General features: G+C 33.7%; 21 protein-coding genes. 15 read left to right on the top strand and 6 right to left on the bottom strand.

The window, feature by feature from the left end:
• The first annotated feature begins 10 nt into the window (after positions 1-10).
• The 8 genes from AB1282_RS24705 to AB1282_RS24670 all read left to right on the top strand — a co-directional run bounded on the left by AB1282_RS24705 (position 11) and on the right by AB1282_RS24670 (position 12,056).
• Complete coding sequence (locus AB1282_RS24705; RefSeq protein ID WP_429900927.1) at positions 11-1,489, top strand: amidohydrolase family protein; 1,479 nt, start codon at positions 11-13, stop codon at positions 1,487-1,489.
• A gap of 31 nt (positions 1,490-1,520) precedes the next feature.
• A complete protein-coding gene (locus tag AB1282_RS24700; RefSeq protein WP_056473121.1) occupies positions 1,521-3,008 on the top strand; it encodes an amidohydrolase family protein in 1,488 nt (495 codons plus the stop codon).
• 125 nt (positions 3,009-3,133) lie between these two features.
• A complete protein-coding gene (locus tag AB1282_RS24695) occupies positions 3,134-4,699 on the top strand; it encodes a glutathione ABC transporter substrate-binding protein (RefSeq protein ID WP_429900925.1) in 1,566 nt (521 codons plus the stop codon).
• A gap of 929 nt (positions 4,700-5,628) precedes the next feature.
• Complete coding sequence (locus AB1282_RS24690) at positions 5,629-6,900, top strand: amidohydrolase family protein (protein ID WP_429900923.1); 1,272 nt, start codon at positions 5,629-5,631, stop codon at positions 6,898-6,900.
• Positions 6,901-6,923: 23 nt separating this feature from the next.
• The gene (locus tag AB1282_RS24685) at positions 6,924-8,165 is read left to right on the top strand and encodes an amidohydrolase (protein WP_429900921.1); all 1,242 of its coding nucleotides are present in this window, start codon (positions 6,924-6,926) and stop codon (positions 8,163-8,165) included.
• A gap of 33 nt (positions 8,166-8,198) precedes the next feature.
• Positions 8,199-9,443: an amidohydrolase gene (locus tag AB1282_RS24680; RefSeq protein ID WP_429900919.1), complete on the top strand. Its 1,245-nt coding sequence runs from the start codon at positions 8,199-8,201 to the stop codon at positions 9,441-9,443.
• A 392-nt stretch (positions 9,444-9,835) separates the two neighbouring features.
• A complete protein-coding gene (locus AB1282_RS24675; RefSeq protein ID WP_056472899.1) occupies positions 9,836-10,741 on the top strand; it encodes a DMT family transporter in 906 nt (301 codons plus the stop codon).
• A gap of 19 nt (positions 10,742-10,760) precedes the next feature.
• Positions 10,761-12,056, top strand: coding sequence for a uracil/xanthine transporter (locus AB1282_RS24670; RefSeq protein ID WP_429900917.1), 1,296 nt, complete (start codon positions 10,761-10,763; stop codon positions 12,054-12,056).
• A 160-nt stretch (positions 12,057-12,216) separates the two neighbouring features.
• Here the strand turns inward: AB1282_RS24670 and AB1282_RS24665 are convergent, their stop codons facing one another.
• Together AB1282_RS24665 and AB1282_RS24660 are read right to left on the bottom strand one after the other, a co-directional pair.
• A complete protein-coding gene (locus AB1282_RS24665; protein WP_056472902.1) occupies positions 12,217-12,951 on the bottom strand; it encodes an alpha/beta hydrolase in 735 nt (244 codons plus the stop codon).
• A 217-nt stretch (positions 12,952-13,168) separates the two neighbouring features.
• On the bottom strand, positions 13,169-14,221 hold the full coding sequence (locus AB1282_RS24660) for a GIY-YIG nuclease family protein (protein ID WP_429901226.1): 1,053 nt from the start codon (positions 14,219-14,221) through the stop codon (positions 13,169-13,171).
• Between the two features lie 222 nt (positions 14,222-14,443).
• On the opposite strand from AB1282_RS24660, the gene AB1282_RS24655 reads away from it, so the two are divergent.
• A complete protein-coding gene (locus AB1282_RS24655) occupies positions 14,444-14,782 on the top strand; it encodes a hypothetical protein (RefSeq protein WP_156339690.1) in 339 nt (112 codons plus the stop codon).
• A 205-nt stretch (positions 14,783-14,987) separates the two neighbouring features.
• The gene (locus tag AB1282_RS24650) at positions 14,988-15,722 is read left to right on the top strand and encodes an AAA family ATPase (protein ID WP_429900915.1); all 735 of its coding nucleotides are present in this window, start codon (positions 14,988-14,990) and stop codon (positions 15,720-15,722) included.
• A 43-nt stretch (positions 15,723-15,765) separates the two neighbouring features.
• On the opposite strand, the gene AB1282_RS24645 is transcribed toward AB1282_RS24650, so the two are convergent.
• Together AB1282_RS24645 and AB1282_RS24640 are read right to left on the bottom strand one after the other, a co-directional pair.
• Positions 15,766-16,113, bottom strand: coding sequence for a DUF952 domain-containing protein (locus AB1282_RS24645; RefSeq protein WP_429900913.1), 348 nt, complete (start codon positions 16,111-16,113; stop codon positions 15,766-15,768).
• 16 nt (positions 16,114-16,129) lie between these two features.
• Positions 16,130-16,876 carry a hypothetical protein gene (locus AB1282_RS24640; RefSeq protein ID WP_429900911.1) on the bottom strand — a complete coding sequence of 249 codons (747 nt, stop codon included), beginning with the start codon at positions 16,874-16,876 and terminating at the stop codon, positions 16,130-16,132.
• Between the two features lie 160 nt (positions 16,877-17,036).
• Between AB1282_RS24640 and AB1282_RS24635 the strand changes: the two genes are divergently transcribed.
• The 3 genes from AB1282_RS24635 to AB1282_RS24625 are packed head-to-tail and all read left to right on the top strand — an operon-like array spanning position 17,037 to position 20,727.
• Entirely contained in the window at positions 17,037-18,491 is a 1,455-nt protein-coding gene (locus AB1282_RS24635) for a spore germination protein (protein ID WP_429900909.1), read from the top strand.
• A gap of 20 nt (positions 18,492-18,511) precedes the next feature.
• Positions 18,512-19,609 (top strand): GerAB/ArcD/ProY family transporter, encoded by a 1,098-nt coding sequence (locus AB1282_RS24630; RefSeq protein WP_056472923.1) that lies wholly within the window; start codon positions 18,512-18,514, stop codon positions 19,607-19,609.
• Complete coding sequence (locus tag AB1282_RS24625) at positions 19,606-20,727, top strand: Ger(x)C family spore germination protein (protein WP_056472926.1); 1,122 nt, start codon at positions 19,606-19,608, stop codon at positions 20,725-20,727. Before AB1282_RS24630 ends, AB1282_RS24625 begins: the two co-directional genes overlap by 4 nt.
• A 38-nt stretch (positions 20,728-20,765) precedes the next feature.
• Here AB1282_RS24625 and AB1282_RS24620 read toward each other — a convergent pair whose 3' ends face one another.
• Together AB1282_RS24620 and AB1282_RS24615 are read right to left on the bottom strand one after the other, a co-directional pair.
• Entirely contained in the window at positions 20,766-21,950 is a 1,185-nt protein-coding gene (locus tag AB1282_RS24620) for an MFS transporter (protein WP_429900907.1), read from the bottom strand.
• Positions 21,951-21,952: 2 nt separating this feature from the next.
• Positions 21,953-22,396 carry a MarR family winged helix-turn-helix transcriptional regulator gene (locus tag AB1282_RS24615; protein ID WP_056472930.1) on the bottom strand — a complete coding sequence of 148 codons (444 nt, stop codon included), beginning with the start codon at positions 22,394-22,396 and terminating at the stop codon, positions 21,953-21,955.
• A 174-nt stretch (positions 22,397-22,570) separates the two neighbouring features.
• Between AB1282_RS24615 and AB1282_RS24610 the strand changes: the two genes are divergently transcribed.
• Together AB1282_RS24610 and AB1282_RS24605 are read left to right on the top strand one after the other, a co-directional pair.
• A complete protein-coding gene (locus AB1282_RS24610) occupies positions 22,571-23,449 on the top strand; it encodes a YitT family protein (RefSeq protein WP_056472933.1) in 879 nt (292 codons plus the stop codon).
• A gap of 183 nt (positions 23,450-23,632) precedes the next feature.
• Positions 23,633-25,291: an FAD-binding dehydrogenase gene (locus AB1282_RS24605; RefSeq protein WP_056472936.1), complete on the top strand. Its 1,659-nt coding sequence runs from the start codon at positions 23,633-23,635 to the stop codon at positions 25,289-25,291.
• Positions 25,292-25,312 lie beyond the last annotated feature (21 nt).

Raw genomic sequence — 25,312 nt, 5'->3', positions numbered from 1 at the left:
AGGAGAAAAAATGATTGATTTGCTATTAGTTAATGGAACTGTTATCACAATGGATGCACAAAGAAGAATTATCCAAAATGGTGCAGTTGCAATTCATAATGGGAGAATTGTAGACGTTGATTTAACTGAAAACTTGAATACTAAGTATGAGGCTAAGAAAGTAATTGATTGTAGTCATCAATGTATTTTACCAGGATTAATAGATGTTCATGGCCATGGTGGTCATTCGATGTTTAAAACAATTGCGATGGAAAATATCGATTTTTGGATGCCGATTATGACGAATACATACAAGCATTATGTGACTGATGATTTTTGGTATTACGAAGGAAAGTTATCAGCACTTGAACGTTTAAAAGCAGGCACAACAACGGGAGTTAGCGTTTTAGGCTCAGAACCGAGATCGGATGATCCAATCTTTGCAATAAACCATGCAAAAGCATACAACGAAGTAGGTGTGCGTGAAGTAGTTTGTACTGGTCCGTGTAACCCACCTTGGCCACATTCATTTAGTAGATGGGTTGATGGGAAAAGAATTGAGAAAGAAGTTACTTATGAAGAAGTACTAAAAGGAGCAGAAGCTGTTATTGAAGCGTTAAATCATGCAAATGATGATCGAACAAGAGCTTTTATTACACCATTTGTTATTGTAACGTCTGTTGATCCTTCATACCCGACTTCTCCAGATCGACTTTACGGGTTAACAAAACATGATCTTTATCAAGCTAAAAAAATAAGAGAGATTGCTAGGAAATATAATACAAGAATTCACTCAGATGCATTTGGTGGAATGATTCATTTAGCAATTCAAGATAAAGAAAATGCGTTATTAGGTCCTGATGTTCATCTTCAGCATTGTCGAGGAATTTCATTCGATGAAGCCAAAATATTAGCTGAAACTGGTACAAATATTAGTGCTTCTCCAGGCTTTGGACAAATTAATGCACGTACACCAATTACAGAATTAATTGAAATGGGAGCAACTGTTGCGATTTCTACAGATGGTACCTCACCATCTACGAGCTTTGATTTATTCCAAGCAATGAGGAAAACACAGTTTGTACATCAAGCAGCGCTTAGAGACTATTATTATTTACCACCTGGCAAGCTTTTAGAAATGATCACGATTGATGCAGCAAAATGTATTGGCTGGGATGATGAAATTGGTTCACTTGAAATTGGGAAAAAAGCAGATGTCATCACAGTTAATCTTCATCAACCACATTTGACGCCAGAGTATATGCATGTTCATCGCTTAGTATTTCAAGCAGTAGCAAATGATGTACACCACGTAATTGTAGATGGAAAACTTATTATGGAAGGTAGAAATGTACATACCGTTCATGAAAGCACTGTTTTAAATGAAGCAAATGAAGAAGCTTTTGCAACGATTAAACGCGCTGGATTAGAAAAATATATGCAACCTACAAAGTATTTCTGGGGTCATGCCCGCGCCTATGTTGACGAGATGAGGTATGTTGAAAAATAAAATAAAATTTTCAAATTCGAAGGGAGAAAAAATGAAAACGAAGCTAAAGGGAAGATATGTAATTGGATTTGACGGAAGAGAACATGTCATATTGGAAAATGCAGAAATCGTATATGAAAAAGATACAATTTTGTTTGTTGGAAAAAACTATACAGAAGAAGTAGATCAAGTAATTGACGTTGGAAACGCGATCCTTAGTCCTGGTTTTATTGATTTAAATGCTCTAGGTGATATTGATCATGATATTTTGCATTTAGAAGCGAAACCAAATAGACAAAAAAATCTTCTTTGGTCTGAGGAGTTTGTAAAGAATGGGCATCATGAGCTAATGAGTGAGGAGGATGAAGCATTTAAATCTTTATATGCATATTCTCAGCTTATTTTAAATGGAATTACTACTGCTATGCCGATTACATCCGTTTTTTATAAAAATTGGGCTGAAACATTTGAAGAGTTAGTAGCTGCAGCAAATCATGCGGGAAAACTAGGATTGAGAATTTATCTTGGACCAAGCTATCAAGCGGGAATTAGAGTAGTCGAACCTGATGGGAATATTAAAATTCATTGGGATGAAAAAGCGGGTGAGGATGGGTTAGAAAGAGCAGTAAAGTTTGTTGAAACTTTCGATGGTGCATTTGATGGATTGGTCAGAGGGATGTTAGCTCCAGAAAGAATAGAATCACAGACTGAAGAAATTTTAGTAAAAACAAAATATTACAGTGAAAAATTAAACGTTCCAATCAAGCTCCATGCAGCGCAAGGAAGTTTTGAATTTAATACAATTTTAAAAGAGCACGGAGTTACACCAATTAAATATTTATATAATCTTGGATTCTTAGGTCCAAATACAGGAATACCACACGCTCATTTTGTATCGGGCTATAGTGGAGCGAATTACAATATTGATAATGACATTTCACTTCTAAAAGAAACAAATACGACTGTTATCCATTGTCCACTTATTATAGGAAGACATGGAGAAGGGCTTGAATCATATGCAAAATATAGAAAAGAAGGAATTAATATTGCATTAGGTACTGATACTTTCCCTCCAGATATTTTTCAAAATGTACGTACTGGTAGTATGCTTTCAAGACTTGTAGAAAAAGAAGTTGAAGGATCTACATACGCTGATTTCTTCAATTCTATCACTCTAGGTGCAGCGGCATTTCTAAATCGTGAAGATTTAGGTCGCATTGCCGTCGGAGCAAAGGCGGATATCATTGCGATTGATTTAAATGGATTCCATATGGGCGTTATTGATGATCCAATTCGTACTATGTTTGTAAGTGGTTCAGGTAGAGATGTAAAACTATCAATTATAAATGGAAGAATTGTGATGCAAGATCAAGTAATTCCTAATCTTGATATGGAGGTATTAAAAGAAAAAGGTCAAGTGTATTTTAATAAGATGAGAAGAGGATATATGGAAAGAGATTACGAACAACTTCCTGAAAATGAGCTATTCTCAACATCTTTTAAAAGGCTTGAATCAATTAAAGAACTAGAAACAAAGTAAAATGATTGAAAAAGAAGTAAAGAAACTGAAAAAACAGGTAAAGATATTCAAAAATAATTATCAGAATATTTTATATAATTAGATAAATATTTGTAAGACAAACTTTAAACAGGGAGGCAGTGCCATTGAAACTAAAATCAGGAATAGGTAAATGTTTTCTAGTATTATTTTCTGCTATCACAATTACAGGATGTTCATCTAATCAAGACGTAGGTACGAAAGCAAATGGACAAGCAAATGATTCCAAAGGAGGAAGCACGCTAGTAATCGCTCGGTTATCAGATGCCGAAAATTTAGATCAGCAATTTATGTCTACAATAAATGCTGCGAGTGTTACCCATCATAAAATTTATGAAGGTCTAGTCCAACGAGATGAAAATAATGAAATTCAACCGATGCTAGCAGAGTCATGGAATCAAATCAATGATAAAACTTGGGAATTTAAACTACGACATGATGTGAAGTTTCACGATGGTACACCATTTAATGCAGAGGCTGTAAAGAAAACATTTGATCGTTTATTAGATCCTAAAGTTGCTTCACCAAGAGCTGTAGTCTTCAAAATGGTAAAAGAAGTTAAAGTAGTCGATGAATATACTGTTCAATTTATTTTAAGCGAGCCATTCTCACCACTTCTATCAATTTTAGCAAATCATGAAGGTGGAATTATAAGTCCTAAAACAATTGATAAATATGGTAAGAACATTATTCAAGAACCAAACGGAACAGGTCCATTTAAATTTAAATCATGGTCTCCAGGTCAGGATATTATACTAGTTAAAAATGAAGATTACTGGGGGAAAAAACCAAAGATTGACAAGGTTGACTTCAAGGTTGTTCCAGAAGACTCAACAAGAATTTCAATGATAGAAACAGGAGAAGCTCAAATCGCAGAACCACTCCCAATAGCAGTTATGAAACAAGTTGAATCATCCTCGGCTATGGAAGTGTACCGAAGTGAAGGATACGGAACAGAGTATATCGGATTCAATGTAACGAAAAAACCGTTTAATGACGTACGTGTCCGTAAAGCGATCGCTCATGCAGTTGAAATGGATTCGATTATTAAAGGTGTATTTAACAATGTCGGTAAAAAAGCAAATTCAGCAATGGGCTCAAAAGTATTTGGATACGATGAACAATTAAAAGCATACAATTACAATTTAAAAGAAGCGAAGAAACTATTAACAGAAGCTGGTTATCCTGATGGATTTGATGCAACGATCCTAACGATGGATAGTAAAGAAAGAGTAAATTTAGCAGAAGTTCTTCAATCACAATTAAAAGGAATTGGCATTAATTTAAAAGTACAAGTGATGGAATACGGCTCGTTCGTTGAGAAAGTTAATAAAGGTCAATCAGAAATGTTTATTATTAGCTGGAGAAACGCAACAGGAGATGCTGATTACAACCAGTACAATCTATTCCACTCAGACTCACGCGGCGCTGCTGGAAACACATTCTTCTATAGCAACCCAAAAGTAGATGACTTAATTAATGCTGGAAGAAAAGAAAAAGACGAAGCAAAACGTAAAGAAATTTACGCTCAAGCACAAGAAATTGAAATGGGAGATTCACCTTATATTCCTGTAAGAGTAATTGAAAATGTCGCAGCCATCTCGAAAAATGTAAAAGGCTTCTCAATCAGCCCTTCAGGCTATCTAGAGATTAATGACGTAACAATTAAATAATCTGATTTTTCTGCAAGTGAAGGTTCATCCTGATTTAGGGGTGAACTTTCTTGCGTGTAGAAGTAAAACTAAAACTTACTCAGACAGGTATTTGAGTAACGGGTTCATGAGGAAGTGAAACAGCAAAAAAAGAAAATAACTTACTCATAGAGGGTTCATGAGTAAGTAAAACAGCAAAAAAAAGAAAATAGCTTACTCATAGAAGGTTCATGAGTAAGTAAAACAGCAAAAGGAAGAAAATAGCTTACTTATAACAGGTTCATGAGTAAGTAAAACAGGAAAAAAAAGAAAATAACTTCCTCATAGAGGGTTCATGGGGAAGTAAAACAGCAAAAAAAAGAAAATAGCTTCCTCATAAAGGGTTCATGAGGAAGTAAAACAGCAAAAAGAAGAAAATAACGTCCTCATAAAGGGTTCATGAGGAAGCAAAACAGCAATAAGAAGAAAATAACGTCCTCATAAAGGGTTCATGAGTAAGTAAAACAGCAAAAAAATGAAAATAACGTCCTCATAAAGAGTTCATGAGGAAGTAAAACAGCAAAAAAAAGAAAATAGCTTCCTCATAAAGGGTTCATGAGGAAGTAAAACAGCAAAAAGAAGAAAATAACTTCCTCATAGAGGTTTCATGGGGAAGTAAAACAGAGCCTTAAAGATAAACTTTTACGTGATGAATAAGTTGATTGGAACGAATTTTGCTCGACTCTTATGGGAGATGCGGGAAGCCAAAGACCCCACAGGTGCGCCGAGGAGTGTCAGGTCTCACCCCATGGAAAGCGAGCATCCTGTAGTGGAAATCAACCAACGAACAATTAATTAACAACAAAACTAATGTTGAAATAGCAATTAGTAAAAATAACTTAAAAATATGTAAATATACTAAAATCAAAATATTTCAAACAGACTTATAATTAAAATAGAATCAAAATTTAATGTGGGATGGAAGGGTGAGTATATTGTCAAAATCGTATTGGTTAACAAATGTAAGTCTGGAAAATGGTTTTACTTATAATGACAATGAAGTAATCAACGGAACTGCAACTGGAAAGTACAACGTTAAAATTGAAAATGGAAAAATTGCTTCTATTCAATTAGTTAGTGATTTAATTGCTGATCAATTGCCACAATATGATGTGCAAGGCCTTCTAATGGTTCCTTCATTTAAAGAAATGCATATTCATATTGATAAAACTTATTATGGTGGACCATGGAAAGCGTGTATGCCAGCAACAAATGGTGTGAAAACACGTATTGAAGAAGAGCAAATTTTATTACCAAAATTATTACCAACTGCTAAAGAAAGAGCAGAAAAAATGCTAGATCTATTATTAAGTTACGGTACGACTCACATTCGTACACACTGTAATATTGATCCAGTTATCGGATTAAAAAACTTAGAAGCAACACTGCAAGCTTTAGAAGGATATAAAGATAAATTAACACATGAAATTGTTGCATTTCCACAACACGGACTTTTAAGAAGTCACTCTGTCGAACTAGTAAGAGAAGCGATGAAATATGGAGCAAATCTAGTAGGTGGAGTTGACCCAGCTTCAATCGATGAAAACATCGAACGTTCTCTTGAGACGATTATGGAGATAGCAGTTGAATCAAATTCTGATATCGATGTTCATTTACATGACCCAGATCATCTTGGTTTATTTACAATGCAAAGATTAGCAACATTAACTGAAAAAGCAGGATGGCAAGGAAGAGTTACAGTAAGTCATGCAAGTGGTTTAGCAGATCTTTCTGTTCCAGATGCTACTGCGATTGCTGAGAGATTTGCTGATTTAGGAATTTCGATTACTTCTACGGTTCCAATTTTTAGAACAATTCCAATTCCTTTACTAAGTGAAAAAGGCGTAAAAGTCGAATTAGGGAATGACAGCATTACAGATCATTGGACTCCATTTGGAATTGGAGATAATCTTGAAAAAGTTGGACGACTTGCTGAAAGATTTAGATATATTGAAGAAAAATCACTTGCTAATAGTCTTGGATTTATTACAGGCGGAGTAACTCCTTTAAATAATGAAGGCGAAAGAGCATGGCCAAATGTAGGAGATGAAGCAAACATCGTACTTGTAGAAGCTACTTGCTCAGCTGAAGCAGTTGCGAGACGAGCAAAACGAGCTGCAGTTATTTTTAAAGGTAATGTTGTAAGTGGTTCAATTTCAAATCTTGAATCAACAACAGTTTAAGTTTTATTAAAGAGAGTGATGAGATGAATCAATCATATTGGCTTAAGAATGTAAAACTTGATAGCGGATTTGTATTTGAAAATGGAAAAATTGATCGTACTGAGACTACTCTTTACAATTTACTAATTAATGATGGGAAAATTGAACAATTACAATTGGCTAATTTACCAATACAAACAGATCTACCAGTCCAGGACGCAAAAAATTTACTAGCTTTACCTGCTTTTAAAGAAATGCATAATCATTTAGATAAGACTTATCTTGGACTTCCATGGAAGGCTTGTATTCCTGCAGCAAATTTAGTAGAGAGATTAAATTTGGAAGCAGCCGAACTTGTTGAACTAGCTGAAACAGGTCAACATCGTGCTGAACAAATGCTTCATCTATTATTAAAAGGTGGCGCGACCCATGTTCGAACACATGTTAATATTGATCCGTTTATTGGCTTGAAAAATTTAGAAGAAATTAAAAAAGCACTTTATACGTATAAAGATAAGATGACTCACGAAATTGTTGCCTTTCCTCAGCACGGATTACTTCGTACAAATAGTAAATCTTTCATGAAAACTGCGATGAGAGAGGGAGCAACGATTGTCGGAGGATTAGATCCTGGTGGTATTGATCAAAATATAGAACTTTCATTATTTGAAATGGTTGATCTAGCAGTACAGTTTGATGCTGATATAGATATTCATATTCATGACCCAGGCCATCTTGGTTTTTATACAATACAAAAACTAGTTTCATTTATAGAACAAGCTGGTTGGTATAATCGCGTAGCAGTAAGTCATGCATTTGCGCTAGGTGACGTATCGAAAAATGAATCAGTTGAAATGGCTAGCAAACTAGCAAACTTAGGCGTATCGATTATGTCGACTGTTCCAATCAATAGAATAATGCCTCCTGTTGATTTACTACATTCAAAAGGTGTACAAGTTGCTTTAGGTTGTGATGGTTTCTATGATTCTTGGTCTCCACATGGAACTGGAGACATGTTAGAAAAAGCTGGAAGATTAGCTGAGAGATACAATTGGAATAATGAATACGGGCTATCTCAAACATTACAATTTATTACTGGTGGTATAAGGACTCTTGATGAAAAGGGTACCCAGTTATGGCCAAAGGTTGGAGATGAAGCAAGTATGGTTTTAGTAGATGCATCATGTTCTGCAGAGGCCGTTGCAAGACGCGCAAAACGTGCTGCTGTTATGGCTAAAGGAAATATTGTTTATGGTGGACTGAATTACGAAGCAGCTTTGAAGTAAAGGAACAATTGATTACAAGAAGGGGTGAAATTCATGAAATCTAGCTATTGGTTAAAAAATGCTCGATTAGAAATTGGTTTTGAAAAAGAAGACGGAAAAGTGATTGGTACTGCAACTGAATTATTCCATCTATTTATAGAAAATGGAAAAATCACGCGAATAACAAAAGATGAAACGGCTATTACAAGTGAATTTACAGTTCAAGATGCAGAAGGATTACTAGTTTTACCTTCTTTTATTGAAAAACATGTACATCTAGATAAAACGTTAATGGGAGATGTATGGAGAGCTTGCACTCCAACTTCAAGTGTTATAGAACGTTTTGAATATGAAAAAATGGTTTTACCAACAATTGCTTCAAGTACGAAGGAGCGTGCAGAAGCTTTACTTGAAAACCTTTTAGCTTCAGGCTCTACACATGTGAGAACGCATGTTGATATTTACCCAGAGGTTGGAATAAGAAATTTAGAGCAAGTCGAACAAGCATTAGCTAATTATTCGAACCGACTTAGCTCCGAGGTTGTAGCATTTGCTCAACATGGATTATTAAGATCAAATGCTTTCAATTATGTCAGAGAAGCCTTAAGAAATGGAGCAGGAATTGTTGGCTCAGTTGATCCTGCTATTGTAGACCAAAATATTGAGGAGTCGTTATACCAACTTTATAATTTAGCAGTTGAAGCTGATGCAGATATTGATATACATTTACACGATCCAGGTCATCTAGGCTCATTTACGATGAAGCGTATAGTAGAATTTACTAAACAAGCAGGCTGGGAAGGAAGAGTAGCCATCAGTCATGCATTTGGAATCGGTGATATCCCAAGGGAAGAAGCGTACGAACTGGCAAATAGTTTTAGAGACGCTGGAATTTCGATCGTTACAAGTGTTCCAATTAATAGACAAATGCCTCCAGTGGATTTACTAAATGAGCGAGGTGTCGAAGTAGCAGTAGGTAATGACAATATTTTTGATGTTTGGTCTCCACTAGGAAATGGCGATATTCTTGAAAGAGCGGGAAGACTAGCTGAACGCTTTAGATGGATTGATGAAGTATCTTTAGCACAAACATTAAAATATATTACAGGTGGAAAAACTCCACTAGATATTGATGGAAACCAAGTGTGGCCAAAAATAGGAGATTCAGCAAATCTAGTATTAGTTGATGCAAGCTGTTCAGCAGAGGCTGTTGCAAGACGCGCAAATCGTAAAGCAGTAATATATAATGGGAAAATCGTTAGTGGTTCATTAAGTGAAGAAAAATTGATTCGTAAATAAATAGAACAATTAGAAGTATAGGATAGGGAAAAGCTAAGTGGGCTTTTTGCTAATCTCATTTAGCTAATGTTAAAAAAGGATGCCAAAAAGCCTCCCCAAGGAAAATAAACATCCAAACAATAGACTATAAACTACTTAACCTGTCCGAAAAAATAGTAACAAAGCTTAGAAAAAAGCCTAAATATTAGAAGAAAAAGGATCTCTAGAATTTTCTAGATTTCCTTTTTCATTTTTTCACATTAAGAAATGATAAATCGGGAACTAGGAAGATTATTCGACGTCGTAGTCAATTTCAGGAATTAAGTATAAGTGCAACTACGCCTCTGTCTTCTCCTGAAGGCTCGTCAATCGACGGGTTTACTTTAAAATAATTCGAGAAAGCAGGCTGTAAAATGGTTCGTTCTTACCTATTATTACTTTTTTGTGTAATCTGTTGGGGAAGTAATTTTGTTTTTGGTTCAATATTAGTAAAAGAATTTCCACCAATATTATTGTCAGCGTTAAGATTGTGCTTTATATTACTATTTATGGCTTTCTATGCGTTAATGAAGAAAAAGTGGAAAAAGATTAAGACAAAAGATTGGTTTATGATTGTTTTACTAGGGTTAATTGGTACTTGTATTAATCAATGGTCATTTTATTCCGCTTTAGAAACAACCCATCCTACAACTTCTGCATTAATACTTGCGCTTGCTCCTCTTACTACATCTTTTTTAGCTTCAATATTTTTAAAGGAAAGACTAACAAAAGGTTTTGTATTAGGTTCAATTATAGCTTTTATAGGTGTTTTTTTTGTGATTACAAACGGACAAAAGCTTCAAATTACAATTGGCTTGATTTGGATTTTTCTAACTATGCTCACTTTTTCAATCTCAATTATTATGATAAAAAAGCTAACAGCTAACTATGAATCCGCCACAATCACACTTTACTCCAATTTTATTGGTTTTGGAGGTTTACTACCGATTGCACTTTTATCAGATACTTCAGGGGCTTTGAGTAGGGAAGCGATGCCTTGGATCCTATTAATTGTAACAGCTATTGTTATGCATGGAATTTGTACTTTAATTTGGAATCATCAAATTCAAATAGTCGGAGCATCAAAAGCGGCTATGTTTCTAAACTTAGAACCTTTTGTGGCAATGCTAGTTGGATTGATTGTCTTAAAAAATCATATTACTGTATCACAACTTTTAGGTGGAGCACTCATTATTATTGGTGTTTTTCTTTCAACTTCATTAAAATGGAGAAAGGTGATTAAAGACCCAGTCTATATAAAAGACACAAAGAATTTTTAAGCAAGAGGAGGAGGAAACTATGAAAAACGCGAGGGTTTCTACTACTCTTTTTTCATCGGTTCAATGGCTATTTTTTATTTTTGCGAATACGATTGTAGTCCCTATATCAATAGGAGCTGCATTTCATTTGCCTTCAGATGTTATTGAAAGTACGATCAGAAGTTCACTGATCTTCACTGGTATTGCATCCGTTTTACAAGGATGGATTGGCCATAAATATCCAGTCATGGAGGGGCATTCTGGTTTATTGTGGGGAGTTATGCTAAATCTAGGATTATCAGCCTCTTCTTTTGGGTTAAGTTATACAGAAATTGGAGGGGGAATGGCAACTGGATTTATTGCAGCAGGTATTGTTATATTACTTTTATCTGCATTTAATTTGATTTCATTTCTTCAAAAAATATTTACTCCAATGGTTATGACAGTTTATTTATTTTTACTTTCATTTCAACTTATATTTGTATTCTTTAAAGGAATGCTTGGAATTACGAGTAAAGGTCAAATCAGTATATCAATCAGTATACTTTCTTTATGCATCGTATTATTTGTTAGTATTTTAAAATTAAAAGGTTCTCGTATAATTAGCAATTTTTCAATATTAATTGGCATTATCGTAGGGTGGTTATTCTACTCGATTTTATTTGGATCAGATGCAAAAGAGGTAGGGGCGGCAAGTGCTCACTTTTCTTTATTCCCATTAGGTGCACCAAATTTAGAAATAGGCATTATTGCGATCTCATTTTTTGCAGGAATTATGAATTTAAGTAATACATTTGCATCAATTAAAGCTGCATCTGATTTGCTAAAAGAAGAAGCGAGTACAAAACAATATCGTTTCTCACTATTATTCACTGGCGGCTTTACAATTATTGCTGCATTATTTGGAATTGTTCCATACACTCCATTTACATCATCACTTGGATTTTTGCAAAGTACACAAATATATGAAAGAAAACCATTTATATACGGGGGAGCACTGCTAGCAATAATTGGCGTACTTCCACCATTAATTTCATTTTTAGCAACTATGCCTGTAACAGTTGGAAATGCGGTATTATTTGTCGCATATCTTCAATTGTTTGGAACAGCATTTAGTAGTACGAATGGAAAAGTATTTACATCAGATACAATTTTTAGACTGGCAGCCCCAGTTTTAGTAGGGGTAAGCTTAATGAATATTGCCCCTGGAACATTTGGAAATCTTCCAACGATTGTTCAACCATTTTTAACAAATGGACTAATTATGGGTGTAATACTTTCAATTTTATTAGAGAAATCGATTAACTGGAATCAGTTTGAGAAGGTAAAAGGATAGAAAACGGCTCGAGGAAAATTTCCTCGGGCCTATTTTTATTTAAGGCCTGTCAATTTTACCACCTAAGAGGTCTTAACTTTTCAAGTAATGAAAAAAGAACCTTCTTATATTGAAGATTCTTTAACTTACTCTCTAGCATGATCATGACGATAAAGTCATTTTATTTTCCTTGCTCATCCAGCCACTTGGTTGTGACTTCAATCATTTTATCTTGTTGTTGCTTCGCTGTTATTGTAGCGTTTTTATCTCCTTTTTGCTTACCGTACATCCCAAATTGTGCATGGTTGCCACCTAGCACCTCATACATGGTTGCGTCTTTTGATAATAAATGTTTCGTTTCATTAATTTTTGACAATGTAGATAATCCATCACGTTCTGCGTATAACGATAACATTGGTACATTAAAGTTTGAAAAGTCATTAGAATTACTTGGATACGACCCTAGAAAGATTATACCTCCTATCTTGTTCATATTCTTATAGGCATAAGAAGCAGCCGCGGCTCCGCCAAGGGAATGCCCACCAATATACCATTTCTTTATAGATGGATAACTTTCCATTACTTCTTCAGCTTTATTCACATCAAAAATAGCAAAATTAAACTTAACACTTGGAATAATAACAGTATAGCCATCTTTTGCTAGTCCTTTTGCAAAATAACTGTAAGCTTCAGGCTCAACCTTAGCTCCAGGATATAAAATGATTCCAGTTTCTTTATTTTCCTGAGGTTTAAAAATATCCCAATGGTGTTTTTGATCAGTATCCACGTTACCGACTAATGAGTACATCTCCTTTGAAGGCTTATACGACTGTTGAGACCAAATATAAAATCCTGTAAATGCGAGTAATAGTAATATAACTAAACTAATTATGCCGTACTTTAAAATAGTTTTCATTAATGACTCCATTTTTGTTATTTGTTGTTCATTTGGAAAAATTAGAAGGCTGGATGTTTATAAATTAATCATTTTTGCCGCAAATTATCTAGTTTAATAGGGGGATGTTTCAGCACTTTTTATTGATAATATAATATCCTATCCACCAGATTATATACTTGGTCGCACTATCCTAACATTTGTTCTCCAAGCGTCACGATTGTACTTTAACAGAGTCTTAAATATAGAAGTTAACTAATTTTTGAAGTTCTTTTTTTAATTTTGTACTTGTAAGATTAAGCCATCTTTTTGGAACAATTAGATGTTTGCAATTCTTACTATTTAAATAGCTGTATATAATTTGAGCTTCGTCGATTTCATCACGGCTTACATCTTTAGAAGATTGAACATGATTATTTTTGAAGTAATCAAGTGAATTTGAATACATTTGTTCAATCAGCTGATCAAATGAATCGTCTTCAATATCTACCAATTCACAATGTAATATTTGTGTCCGATGGATTAGGAAGTACTTGAATTTGTTGTTTTCTAATTGTTCAAGTGTAATAATATTATGATTTTGTTCAGTAAATTCGATTAGTTTTTCTTTATTAGTTAAAGACTTAACCATCTCAATCCAATCTCTGTATTTTGCTGCAGCCTCAAAATCAAATTGTTCAGATGCTGTTAACATACGCTGATCCATTTCTTCAAGAATACTCATATCAGTACGATTAAGAAATCGAATAACTTTATCAATTATTAGATTGTACTCTTCAAGCGCTGATCCGCCTAAACAAACTCCATTACATGTCCCTAATGAATAATTTAAACATGCGCTATTTTTTACTGCCAGATGGCCACAATTAATTTTAAAGCATTCCTTAATACCAGTAACTGCTCTTTCAACAGTACTTCTACTTGTAAAAGGACCAAATATTAATACGTTTTCGCTTTCAATCGGCTCGTAGTTAATTTCAAATGAAGGAACTTTTTTATTTAAGTTGATGACTAAGTAAATAAATGATTGCGGACTTTTCATCATACGATTATACATTGGTTTAATTTCTTTAATTAGATGACACTCAAGCATAAAAGCATCAAATTCAGTATCAGTCAATAAATAATCAAAATCCTTTAAATGGGTTACCAGTTTTTTCACTTTTGGTGAATGTCCTTTGGAATTTTGAAAATAAGATTGAACTCGTTTTTTTAAGCTTTTTGCTTTTCCGACATAAAGGATTTGCCCTTTTGAATCCTTCATTAAATAAACGCCAGGAGATAACGGCAGATTTTTTACTTTTTCTAGTAGATTAATAGTAGTTCATCCCTTTTCATGTAGTAAGTATAATCTCATTTTAACATGAGAAAGGAATTAAAAGTCGGAACAATTATGTGGAATATCTTTAACAAAACTTAATAAAAAAACAATATTTAAAGTCTATAATACACGCATAAAAGAACGACTAGACGCGTAAAAATTGACTACAGATGATTTAAAGGAGAAGTGATTTTGATGAAAACGATCTATACGACATCCTCTTTCTCCAATTGGATTCTAGCTTGTGTTGTTAATGTATTCATAATTTGGTTATGTAGTTTATTTGCTGATTTAGTCAACTGGAAGTATGCTGACATGGGATTCTTCCTATACTTTGTCATTCTAGTTTTCTATCTTATTTGTTTAAAACTGAATGAAGGATTCCCAGCACTTTTTCGGAAATTTGTACTCCGCAAAAATTTCGAATTAGTTAATGTATCTGCTTATGAAGTAACGATTATTCTAGTAGCTATTTTTCACGTAGTAAGAGCAATTGTGATTTATAGAGATGCCCTTAGTAATGTATTTTGATCTAATCTCATTGACCTTCATAAAAAACGAGGGAATCCTAGTAGTCTAACTACTTAGGATAACCCTCTTTTTTTATTTTAATAGCAAAAAGGATTGAGCTGCAAATAAGTCTTAGAGTACAGGAATTCATCAATAAACGTACTTCCTCACAATAAAGTTTTAGATCAGGATCATAATTACTGTATAATCTTTATAGGTGATGAAAATGTTTCTAAAAAAAATTACACTTTTGCGCGATGATATCAATTCCTTTAGCCAATATCCGTTTTCAATTCCTTCGATTAAATCTTTTGATGATTTGGACCTAAGAAGTAATGTAACCTTTTTTGTAGGTGAAAATGGTTCTGGAAAGTCTACTTTATTGGAGGCAATTGCTGATAAATGTGATTTTAATACAGCAGGTGGAGGACGTAATAATAATTATGAAGTTTTTGCATCGGAGTCACAACTTGGAAATTACATAAGACTTTCTTGGTTGCCGAAAATTTCGAATGGATTTTTCTTACGAGCGGAATCATTTTACAATTTTGCTACTTATTTAGATGAATTAGAAGATCCAAAAAATGAAAAATATAACAGCTATGGCGGACAGTCTCTCCATCATCAATCACACGGGGAATCATTTTTGACCCTGTTTTTAAATCGATTTAATGAAACGGCAATCTATTTGTTAGATGAGCCTGAGGCAGCATTATCGCCAGCTAGACAATTATCATTTTTAAAAATAATATATGATTTAGTAGAAAACGAAAATTCGCAGTTCATTATTGCTACGCATTCTCCAATTCTTCTTGGTTATCCAAATGCAGATATTTTAAGCTTTGATCATGGAGAAATTTCTAGAATTGATTATGAAAATACAGATCACTATCAAATTACTAAATATTTCTTACAAAACAGGGAAAAGTTTTTAAGTGATTTGTTACGAGAAGATGAGTGAAGCAAAAAAACTCAGTTCACCTATGTGAAACTGAGTTTTTTTGCTATTCTTGCTCTACCAATTCATGAGGTAAAATAAAATTCCTATTTTCATCACTGTTAAGTTCAATAACTTTAAAAACAGCATCTAAGTTTAATGGCCCATATAGATGAGGGAATAGTTTACCAAAGTTTTCGGTATCTTCATAAACGATTTTTGATTTTGTTTTTTCTTCATCGATGCATAGAATTTTTAAATCGGTTACTCCTTTGAAGAATAAGTTTGCGATTTCTACAGTTTGTTCTAGCGTAGAGCAGTGGATAAACCCATCGGTATTTAAACTAGCAGGTAAATATTCACCTATTTTAATCGCGTTTTGCCAATCTTTATTTTCGATAATATGTAAAATCATTTTGGTTCTCCTTTAATCATTTCTCAAAGTAGTATTTAATTTTTTGTTTCATGTCTTCTTTGTTTTCAGCAAATTGTTTATGTCGATGCCCGTTTCCACCAGAAGTATGTGGGAATCCGTATAAAATTGAGTCCGAATTTAAATAATCATTCGTTGTTAGATAGGATAAAACTTTTGATACATTAACTCCTAATGGAATAATGAGGGGATGTTCTAGTCTTATGATTTCCGGTGCAAAGGTTTCAATAATGTACTTCTTAAGTATGTCCGTTTTTAAAATATTTGGTGTTGATCCGTTGTAATTTTTCCCTTTATAAAAAACAGGATATTTAATAACGGATGTTGTTTGGACTAAATGACTTGCTGTACTAAAGAGTTCGCTAGTTGAATTTAATCCAAGATAATGATGTAATTCTAATTCATCTAACATAGCAATTAAATTTTTTCGCATCGGTCCTTCAAAGCTAGCATTCTTTTTAACTTCATGTAAAATTTCTTCGTCATCCATCTCCTTATCCTTAAGCCTGATCACAGTAGAATAAGATTGTTTCATTTGATGTAAGCCGGGTGTAATCCCTACTATGATGACTTTAGCTCGCTCATTAATGTACTCAAAAGGAGCATAATAAATTTCTAAATTTTTCTTTTCATCTTTATCTATTAGAAATTTTTCACTTTTTAATGTACTAGTTTCAAGTGAAGGAGATAAAGAAGATATTAACTTTTTATATTTGGTAAATTTTGAATTGGCTAAAATCGCCATATTTTTCCTCCATCACATCTATTTATAGTTCATTGTATAGAAAGTTCTCCGTGAAATCCAACTATCTCCCAACTAGCCTTTCAAGTATAAAATAGGTGATTTATGATAAAACTGATTAGCTGAAAGTAAGTTGGAAATTTATGAAAGGCTGGAAGATTAAGTGGATTATCCTAGTGAACAAAAAAAGCGTTTAAGAAAATTTAATTTACGTTCTTCCGTTATTCATACTGAAGGAAATTTAAGAGAAAATCTTAACATTATTCAAAGAATCTTTCCTACCTCTGATTTAGTAACGAAAGACTTGATAATTCGAAATAAACAGGCTACGCTTTGCTATTTGTCTAGTATAGTCAATGAAGAAAGAATATCCCAATTTATTAATACAATAAGTTCAAATACAGAAGAAATTGAATTATTCATAACGAATAATACTGTTCGGACTAATCAAATCTTAGATATTGAAACAGCAATATTGGATGGTAAAAGTATTTTACTAGTAGAAGGTGATCCAGTCGCATTTGTTTATTCGACTGAAAAATTACCACAAAGAGCGTATACGCCTCCAAGTATTGATAATTCTTTAAGAGGTTCAAAAATATCCTTTGTTGAAACTGATCAAGCAAATATTGCGTTACTTCGTAGATTTATTAAAAGCAGAGATTTTCAAATTAAGCGGATTGAAATCGGAAGTGAAAATAAAAGTATTGTATCAATTGCGTATATCGATGGATTAGTAGATGAAGATTTACTATCTGGCGTAGAACAAAATATCTCAAAGATAAAACTTGATTCTGTTTTAAATGCAAACCATTTAGGGCAATTGATGGAAAGGAACCCATTTTCGCCTTTTCCGCAATATTTTACGACTGAAAGACCCGATGTTGCAGCTACGACATTACTTGAGGGGAAAGTAGTTTTAATCGTAGACCGATCCTCTGAAGTTATTATTTTACCGATTAATTTTGCAATATTTTTTAAAACGATTGATGATTATGCTGCAAGAGCGATGGTGGCGTCATTTAATCGTTTACTTAGAGTAGTTGCATTTTTTTTAACAATTTTTTTGCCAGGAATCTATATTGCAATTATTTCATTCAATTATGAAATCGTTCCTTTAAAATTACTTCTATCCATCGGGGAATCTAGGGCAAAGGTTCCATTTGATCCTTTATTTGAAGCCATTGTTATGGAGATAACTTTAGAAATGTTAAGAGAAGCAGCTATTAGGCTACCAGCACCTATTAGTACAACAGTTGGCATTGTAGGCGGGATTGTAATCGGGCAAGCAGCTGTTCAAGCAGGAATCGTTAGTAATATTATGGTAATCGTTGTAGCTCTAACTGCTATTTCATCATTCATTATTCCAAACTATGAAATGGCATCTAGTTTACGAGTCATTCGATTTCCAATTATGATTATGGCTTCATTATTTGGTTTAATTGGTTTGATTGTAAGTACTATGGTTCTCATGATCCATGGATTGAGTTTATCTAGCTATAACAAACCTTATACATTACCATTTTCCCCAATCAATCTTGATGCATTTAAAGATACATTCATAAGGGTACCTTTAAACTATCTTTGGAAAAAACAAAATAAACGTAATGAAGAATGAATGTTAGAAGGGATTCTTTCATGGTTATTACGAAGTCAAAAATTACACAGTTTCAATTTATTTTAATGATTTTTGGTATTCAAGTAGGGATTGGAATGTTGTCACTTCCTAGAGAACTAGCTCTAAAAGGAGGTACAAGTAGTTGGATCGCAATTCTTTTTGGGGGGATCATTTCTACTTTTATTAGCATTTTATTTGTTAAATTAAGAGAGAAGGCTCCTAATTTAAATTACGTAAGTTTTTTTACTTTTTATCTAGGAAAAATAATCGGATCAATTGTAGTCCTTTTACAAGCGATCTATTTCCTTTATGCTGGGTATCTCGTATTATGTAGAGCCATCTTATATATTCAATCCTACATTCTTCAAGAAACAAAAGGGTATATTTTATTAGTGTTATTTCTTTTTCCAACTTATCAGCTGATAATAGGTGGAATTCATTTAATTGGAAAATATATAGAAGCAATTTTTCCAATTGCTTTTTTTACTTTATTCATGCTACTTTTCACGCTTAAAGATGCTGATCTAAATTTTATTTTACCAATTATAAAGAATGGCTGGATGCCGATTTTTAAGACAATTCCATTAACGACAACTTCATTTCTAGGAATTGAGTTAATCCTAGTTTTTTATCCCTATTTAAAGTCGAAAGAAAAAGCAATTAAAGGTGTTATTATTGGAAATGCATTAACAACATTTACATATATTTTTGTAACAATTATTTGCTTTGTTATTTATAGTCCTTATGAAATCAAAATGACGTTTGAGCCCGTAATCGATATTTTAAGTATAATGGAATTCCAATATGTTGAGCGATTAGATTTCATTTTATTCTCATTATTTTTAATGATTATATCGAAAACATGGGTTACGTATATTTGGGCCGGGATGAATGGGTTTTCAGAGTTATTTAAATTTAAACTAAAACCTTTTATCATTATTTTTCTTTTTATCGTAATTTTCATACTTACGTTTATTCAAGTACCGACGTTTACAAATACGACTATTCATTTACATTATATAATGGTTTCTGGAACATGCATAATAATCGGTATTCCAATCCTCTTATTGGTGGGCGGTTTAATAAAAAATAGGTTAAGTAAGGTGAAAATCAATTGAAATATTTTCAAGTATGTTTGCTTAGTATTTTTTTAGTAATCGGCGTTTCAGGTTGCAGAGGGAAAATTAATATAGAAGATGTCACATTATCGATGATTTTAGGAATCGATGTAAATGATGAAAATAAAGTAGAAATATATATGGCAAGCCCAGTCTTTAGTGAAGAAACAAAAGAGAAAACTGAACATTTTAGTGTACAAACTCTTTCTATTAAAGAATCAAGAAATTATTTTGATACCCGAGCTAATGGTGTTACTGGTGGTGGTAAAATTCAAGCAATCTTAATTGGATCGAAGGTTCTTGAACATAAAAATTGGTTTTCAATAATGGATATGTTTTATCGAGATCCAAAGTTTCGATTAAATGCCGATCTTATTTTTGTAGATGGTCCACTTTCCGATGTTTTTAATTTAAAACCAAAGGATAAACCAGAGTTGCCAATCTATATTCCTCAATTAATACAAACTGCTGATTTTCGAAATGTTGCTTTCAGAACGTCTTTACGAATGTTTCATCAAATGTATTATGAGAAGGGAATAACACCTTTTGCACCTGAACTTACAGTACAAGGTGACCATTTAGTAGTCAATGGAACGACAATATTAACCAAAAATAATTTGTATAATCGAACCCTATCAATGAATGAAACACAAATGCTAAAAATTTTAAAAGATCATTTAGTAGGGCAATTAGTTGTTGCATTGGATCTTAAAAAATTTAAAAGAGATCAAGATGATGTTTTTACTGAAGAAGAAACTAGTTTTTATATTAAAGATGTAAAGCGGAAAATCGATAAAAAATATTCAAATGGTCGCTATACCTTTAATGTAAACTTGACAATGCCGATTATGATTACAGAATCCCCAATAGGATTGACAAATGCAACAGAAAAAGAATTGAAAAATGCAATACAAAAAAAATTACAAAAAGATTTAAATGATTTAGTCCAATCTTTTCAAAAAGATAAAGTTGATCCAGTCGGATTTGGCATTCTTGCTCATTCATTTCAATATTCTGATTGGGAGAAAAATGAGAATCATTGGCTTGATACATTCCAAAAATCGAATATAAAGGTAAAAGTAAAAGTTATTGTTATCGATAAAGGAATAACGATGTAAATGTAGAAAACCCACCAAAAAAATTGGTGGGTTTAAGCTTATGCAGCTACATTTTCAATAGCTGTTGCTTTTCTTTGTTTACGGTCATGCAATAAATAGTAAATGACACTCGTCGATAATACAGCAATTGCCGTTATTACGTACATAATATGGAAGGAACTTTTTGCAGATATAATTCCAAGAACGTAAGAGCCAATCCCCATACCGGTGTCAAAAAACATAAAAAATGTCGCTGTTGCCATTCCCTTTTTAGCAGGGGCAGCCGTGTTAATCGCTAACGTTTGGAAACTAGGTACGATTGAACCATAGCCTAGACCGATTAATGCAGCGGAAAATAAAAAGATTGTTTGTACTGTTGAAAAACTCAATACAACTAGACCAATCGTAAATAAAATGATCCCAGGGTAAACGATTATATTTGCTCCTTTACGATCAAATAGTTTACCAGTGAAAGGTCTTGAACCTAAAATGAAAACTGCATATACAATAAAAAAGAAACTCGCAACATCTACAAAACCTAATTTCTTTGCGTATAATGTGATAAATGAAATGATACCACTGTAACCAAAAGAGATAATTGCTGAAGTAATTGAGATTGGTAATGCTGAATGCTCAATTAATTGTGATGGTTTTATTCGAGTTTTTGCTTTCAATGTTTGTTTAGGAATCGCAATGAATAGACCGAATATAAGTGAAATAATTGCGAAGAATCCACAAACAAAAAACAAAATGTGGAAGGTGAAATGATTCATTAAATTTATACCAAGATAAGGACCAAATACCATTGCAAGGATCATGGATGAACTATAATAACTCATACCTTCGCCCCTACGTGATACAGGAACTATTTCAGCAACTATTGTACCCGTTGCGGTTGTTCCTAGGCCAAAAGCAATCCCTTGTGCAAAACGCAATAATAGTAATAATGCAAAATTATTTATAAAAGGATATAAAAATGTTGTTAATGTAAAGAAAACTAATGAAATGATTAATATTTTTCTGCGACCAATTGTATCAAGCCAGATACCTGCAAATGGACGAATTGCAACTGAGGCGATAAGAAAGCATGTTACTACAAGACCAACTTTACTATCTTCTTGGCCTAAATTATCAATCACAAAAATCGGCAATGTCGCCATCAACGTATAAAATACTAAAAACACAAAAAATCCACTTAAGCTTACACTTAGAAAATCCTTTGTCCATAAACGCTCGTTTTTCAAACTTATTCCCCCTGTTTAGTAACCTCCGACGCTTTCATATTGTTCATCATTTTTTGAAAAACTTGAAGTGCAATATCAAGCTCTTCATCGGGTATATCTTTAATAACATCATTCTCAAATGAGATGATTTGTTCTTTCCAACTATCAAATTGATTTATAGATTTATCAGTTAGATGAATCATTTTTTCTCTTTTATCCGTTCCTTCTTTGCGAACGATTAAGTCTAAAGTTTCCATTCTACGTAGTGTACGTGTCAATGTAGGTGGCTCAATATTCAAATTCGAACAAATTGTTCGTTGAGTACATGGTCCATGTAAATGGATATAATGAATCACGGACCATTGTGCTAAATACAATCCAGTAGGAACGAGATGCTCATTAAATGATTTCGAAAACTGACGTGTAGTTTGATTTAATAAAAAAAAGAAAGGCTGCTTTTTGCGCATAAAAAAGTCTCCTTGAGAAAATTAGTTAGCTAGCTAATTAAAATAGTTGTCTAGCTAATTATATTTGAACAAATTGTGAATGTCCAGTGAATGAACTTAATTAGTATAAATTGAGCATAAGAGCAAATATTAAATGTAGAAAAATTTTACAAAACAGTTAGGACGGTATTTGAGATGGCAGGAGCAATACATGCAACAAACGGTAAATCTCACAAAATGAAGATTGTACAAAGAGCAATCGCAATGCTAGTAGGTGCTTTACTTGTAGCAACTGGTCTTGAAATTTTTTTAGTTCCAAATGATGTTATTGATGGTGGAATAACAGGCATTTCAATTATGTTTTCCCATCTTACAGGACTTCCACTTGGGGTATTTCTATTTGTACTAAACCTACCTTTTTTTTATTTGGGTTATAAGCAAATTGGGAAAACATTTGCAATTTCCACCATTCTTGGTATCACTGTTCTTTCTTATTTAACAAGCAGATTTCACCATATCTCTGCTTTTACGGAAGATATTCTACTTGCAACAATTTTTGGAGGAATGGTCGTAGGTGTAGGAGTAGGATTAGCCATACGATTTGGTGGCGCACTGGACGGAATTGAGATTCTAGCGATTATTATTAATAGTAAGATTCCTTTTTCCGTTGGTGAAATCATTATGGTCTTCAACTTATTTATTTTAGGAGCTGCTGGATTTATCTTCTCTTGGGATCGCGCAATGTACTCAATTATTGCATATTTAGTCGCATTTAAAACAATTGATATCGTAGTTGAAGGATTGGAACAATCAAAATCAGCATGGATCATTAGTGATAAAAATGATGATATTGGAGAAGCGATTCTTTTTAGAATGGGCCGTGGTGTTACATATATAAATGGTACTGGAGCATACTCAGGTGAAACTACAAAGGTTATCTATTGTGTTATCACTCGATTAGAGGAAGCAGAATTAAAAACAATTGTTGATGACATTGACCCATCTGCCTTTTTAGCTATTTCAGATATTGCAGAAGTACGTGGTGGAAGATTTAAAAAGAAAAATGTACATTAGGTTTATGGTCAACAAAAGCATAGAAATAAGGAGGAAGGTTCACGATTGATGAACCTTCTTTCCTTTTATTATCTTACTATTTGCTGTATTATTTAAATGATAACTGAAAATTTAGAAAACTGTTTTTGTACCGAAAAATTCATCATTTTATAGATTAGAAGGCTTAAAAGGAGGGGGAGTTGGATGGAGAAGTTCGATGTGATTGTTGTTGGCGCAGGATTGGCTGGTTTAGTTGCAACTGCTGAGATGGCTGATGCTGGGAAAAGTGTATTGTTATTAGACCAGGAACCGAAAACATCAATAGGTGGTCAGGCTTGGTGGTCATTTGGTGGGTTATTTTTAGTAGATTCTCCTGAACAACGTAGATTAGGAATTAAGGATTCGAAGGAATTAGCTTGGCAGGATTGGCTTGGAACAGCGGGATTTGATCGAGAAGATGATGAGGATTATTGGGGAAAGAAATGGGCAGAGGCATATGTCGAGTTTGCATCAGGTGAGAAAAGGCAATGGCTCTATGACCTGGGTGTGAGATTTTTTCCAATCGTCGGTTGGGCTGAACGTGGTGGATATCTTGCAGAGGGACATGGGAATTCCGTGCCACGATTTCACATAGTATGGGGCACAGGGCCAGGAATTGTTGCTCCTTTCGAACGAAGAGTTCGCGAGCATATGAAAAAAGGTTTAGTAGAATTTAGGTCCCGTCATCGTGTAGATCAACTATTAACACAAGATGGAGCAGTAGTCGGGGTAAGTGGTTCTTTATTAGAACCAAGTAAATCAGAGCGAGGAGAAGATAGCTCTCGTGAAATAATTGGTGACTTTCAATATGGGGCAAAAGCCGTTTTAGTATCAAGTGGCGGTATTGGAGCGAACTTTGAATTAATACGCCAAAATTGGCCAAGTCGACTAGGTACCCCGCCGAAAAGGATGATATCTGGTGTACCAGCACATGTTGATGGTCGAATGCTTGCTATTACTGAGAATGCAGGTGGTCGAATTGTTAATCGTGATCGAATGTGGCACTATACTGAAGGCATAAAAAACTGGAATCCAGTATGGAGCAATCATGGAATCCGTATTCTTCCTGGACCATCATCAATTTGGTTAGATGCACGTGGACAACGATTTCCTGCACCTAATTTTCCTGGTTTTGATACTTTAGGTACATTAGAAACTATTCAACAAACTGGTTATGATTACTCCTGGTTTATTTTAACGAAAAAAATCATTCAAAAAGAGTTTGCACTTTCAGGTTCGGAACAAAATCCTGATTTAACAGGAAAGAGCATAAAACAAGTGATGAAAAGGGCAACTTCAGGGATACCAGCACCTGTAAAAGCTTTTATGGAAAAAGGAGAGGACTTTGTCGTTGCAGACACATTAGAAGAGCTTGTCGAAGGCATGAATAAAATAACCGGGGAAAATTTACTAAACTATGATGAAATCGAACGTCAACTAATCGCACGTGATCGTGAAATGGATAATAAATTTACGAAAGATTTACAAATCACTGCCTTAAGAGGAGCGCGAAATTATATTGGTGATAAATTAATTCGTGTTGCATCTCCTCATAAAATTTTAGACCCTAAAAACGGTCCATTAATTGCTGTCCGTTTAAATATTGTGAGTCGTAAAACACTAGGTGGGCTTCAAACAAATTTAGATGGTAATGTATTAAATTCTTCAGGAGATACAATTCCTGGATTGTATGCAGCAGGTGAAGTTGCTGGATTTGGAGGTGGTGGTGTACATGGTTACCGCGCGATGGAAGGAACATTTTTAGGTGGTTGTTTATTTTCAGGTAGACAAGCAGGAAGAGCGATTGGTAGAGATTTAGAATGAAATATTGGAGAACTCAGTGCC

The sequence above is a fragment of the Gottfriedia sp. S16(2024) genome (assembly GCF_050473765.1).
Classification (GTDB): domain Bacteria; phylum Bacillota; class Bacilli; order Bacillales; family Bacillaceae_G; genus Gottfriedia.
This window is presented reverse-complemented; position numbering and strand designations above follow the sequence as displayed.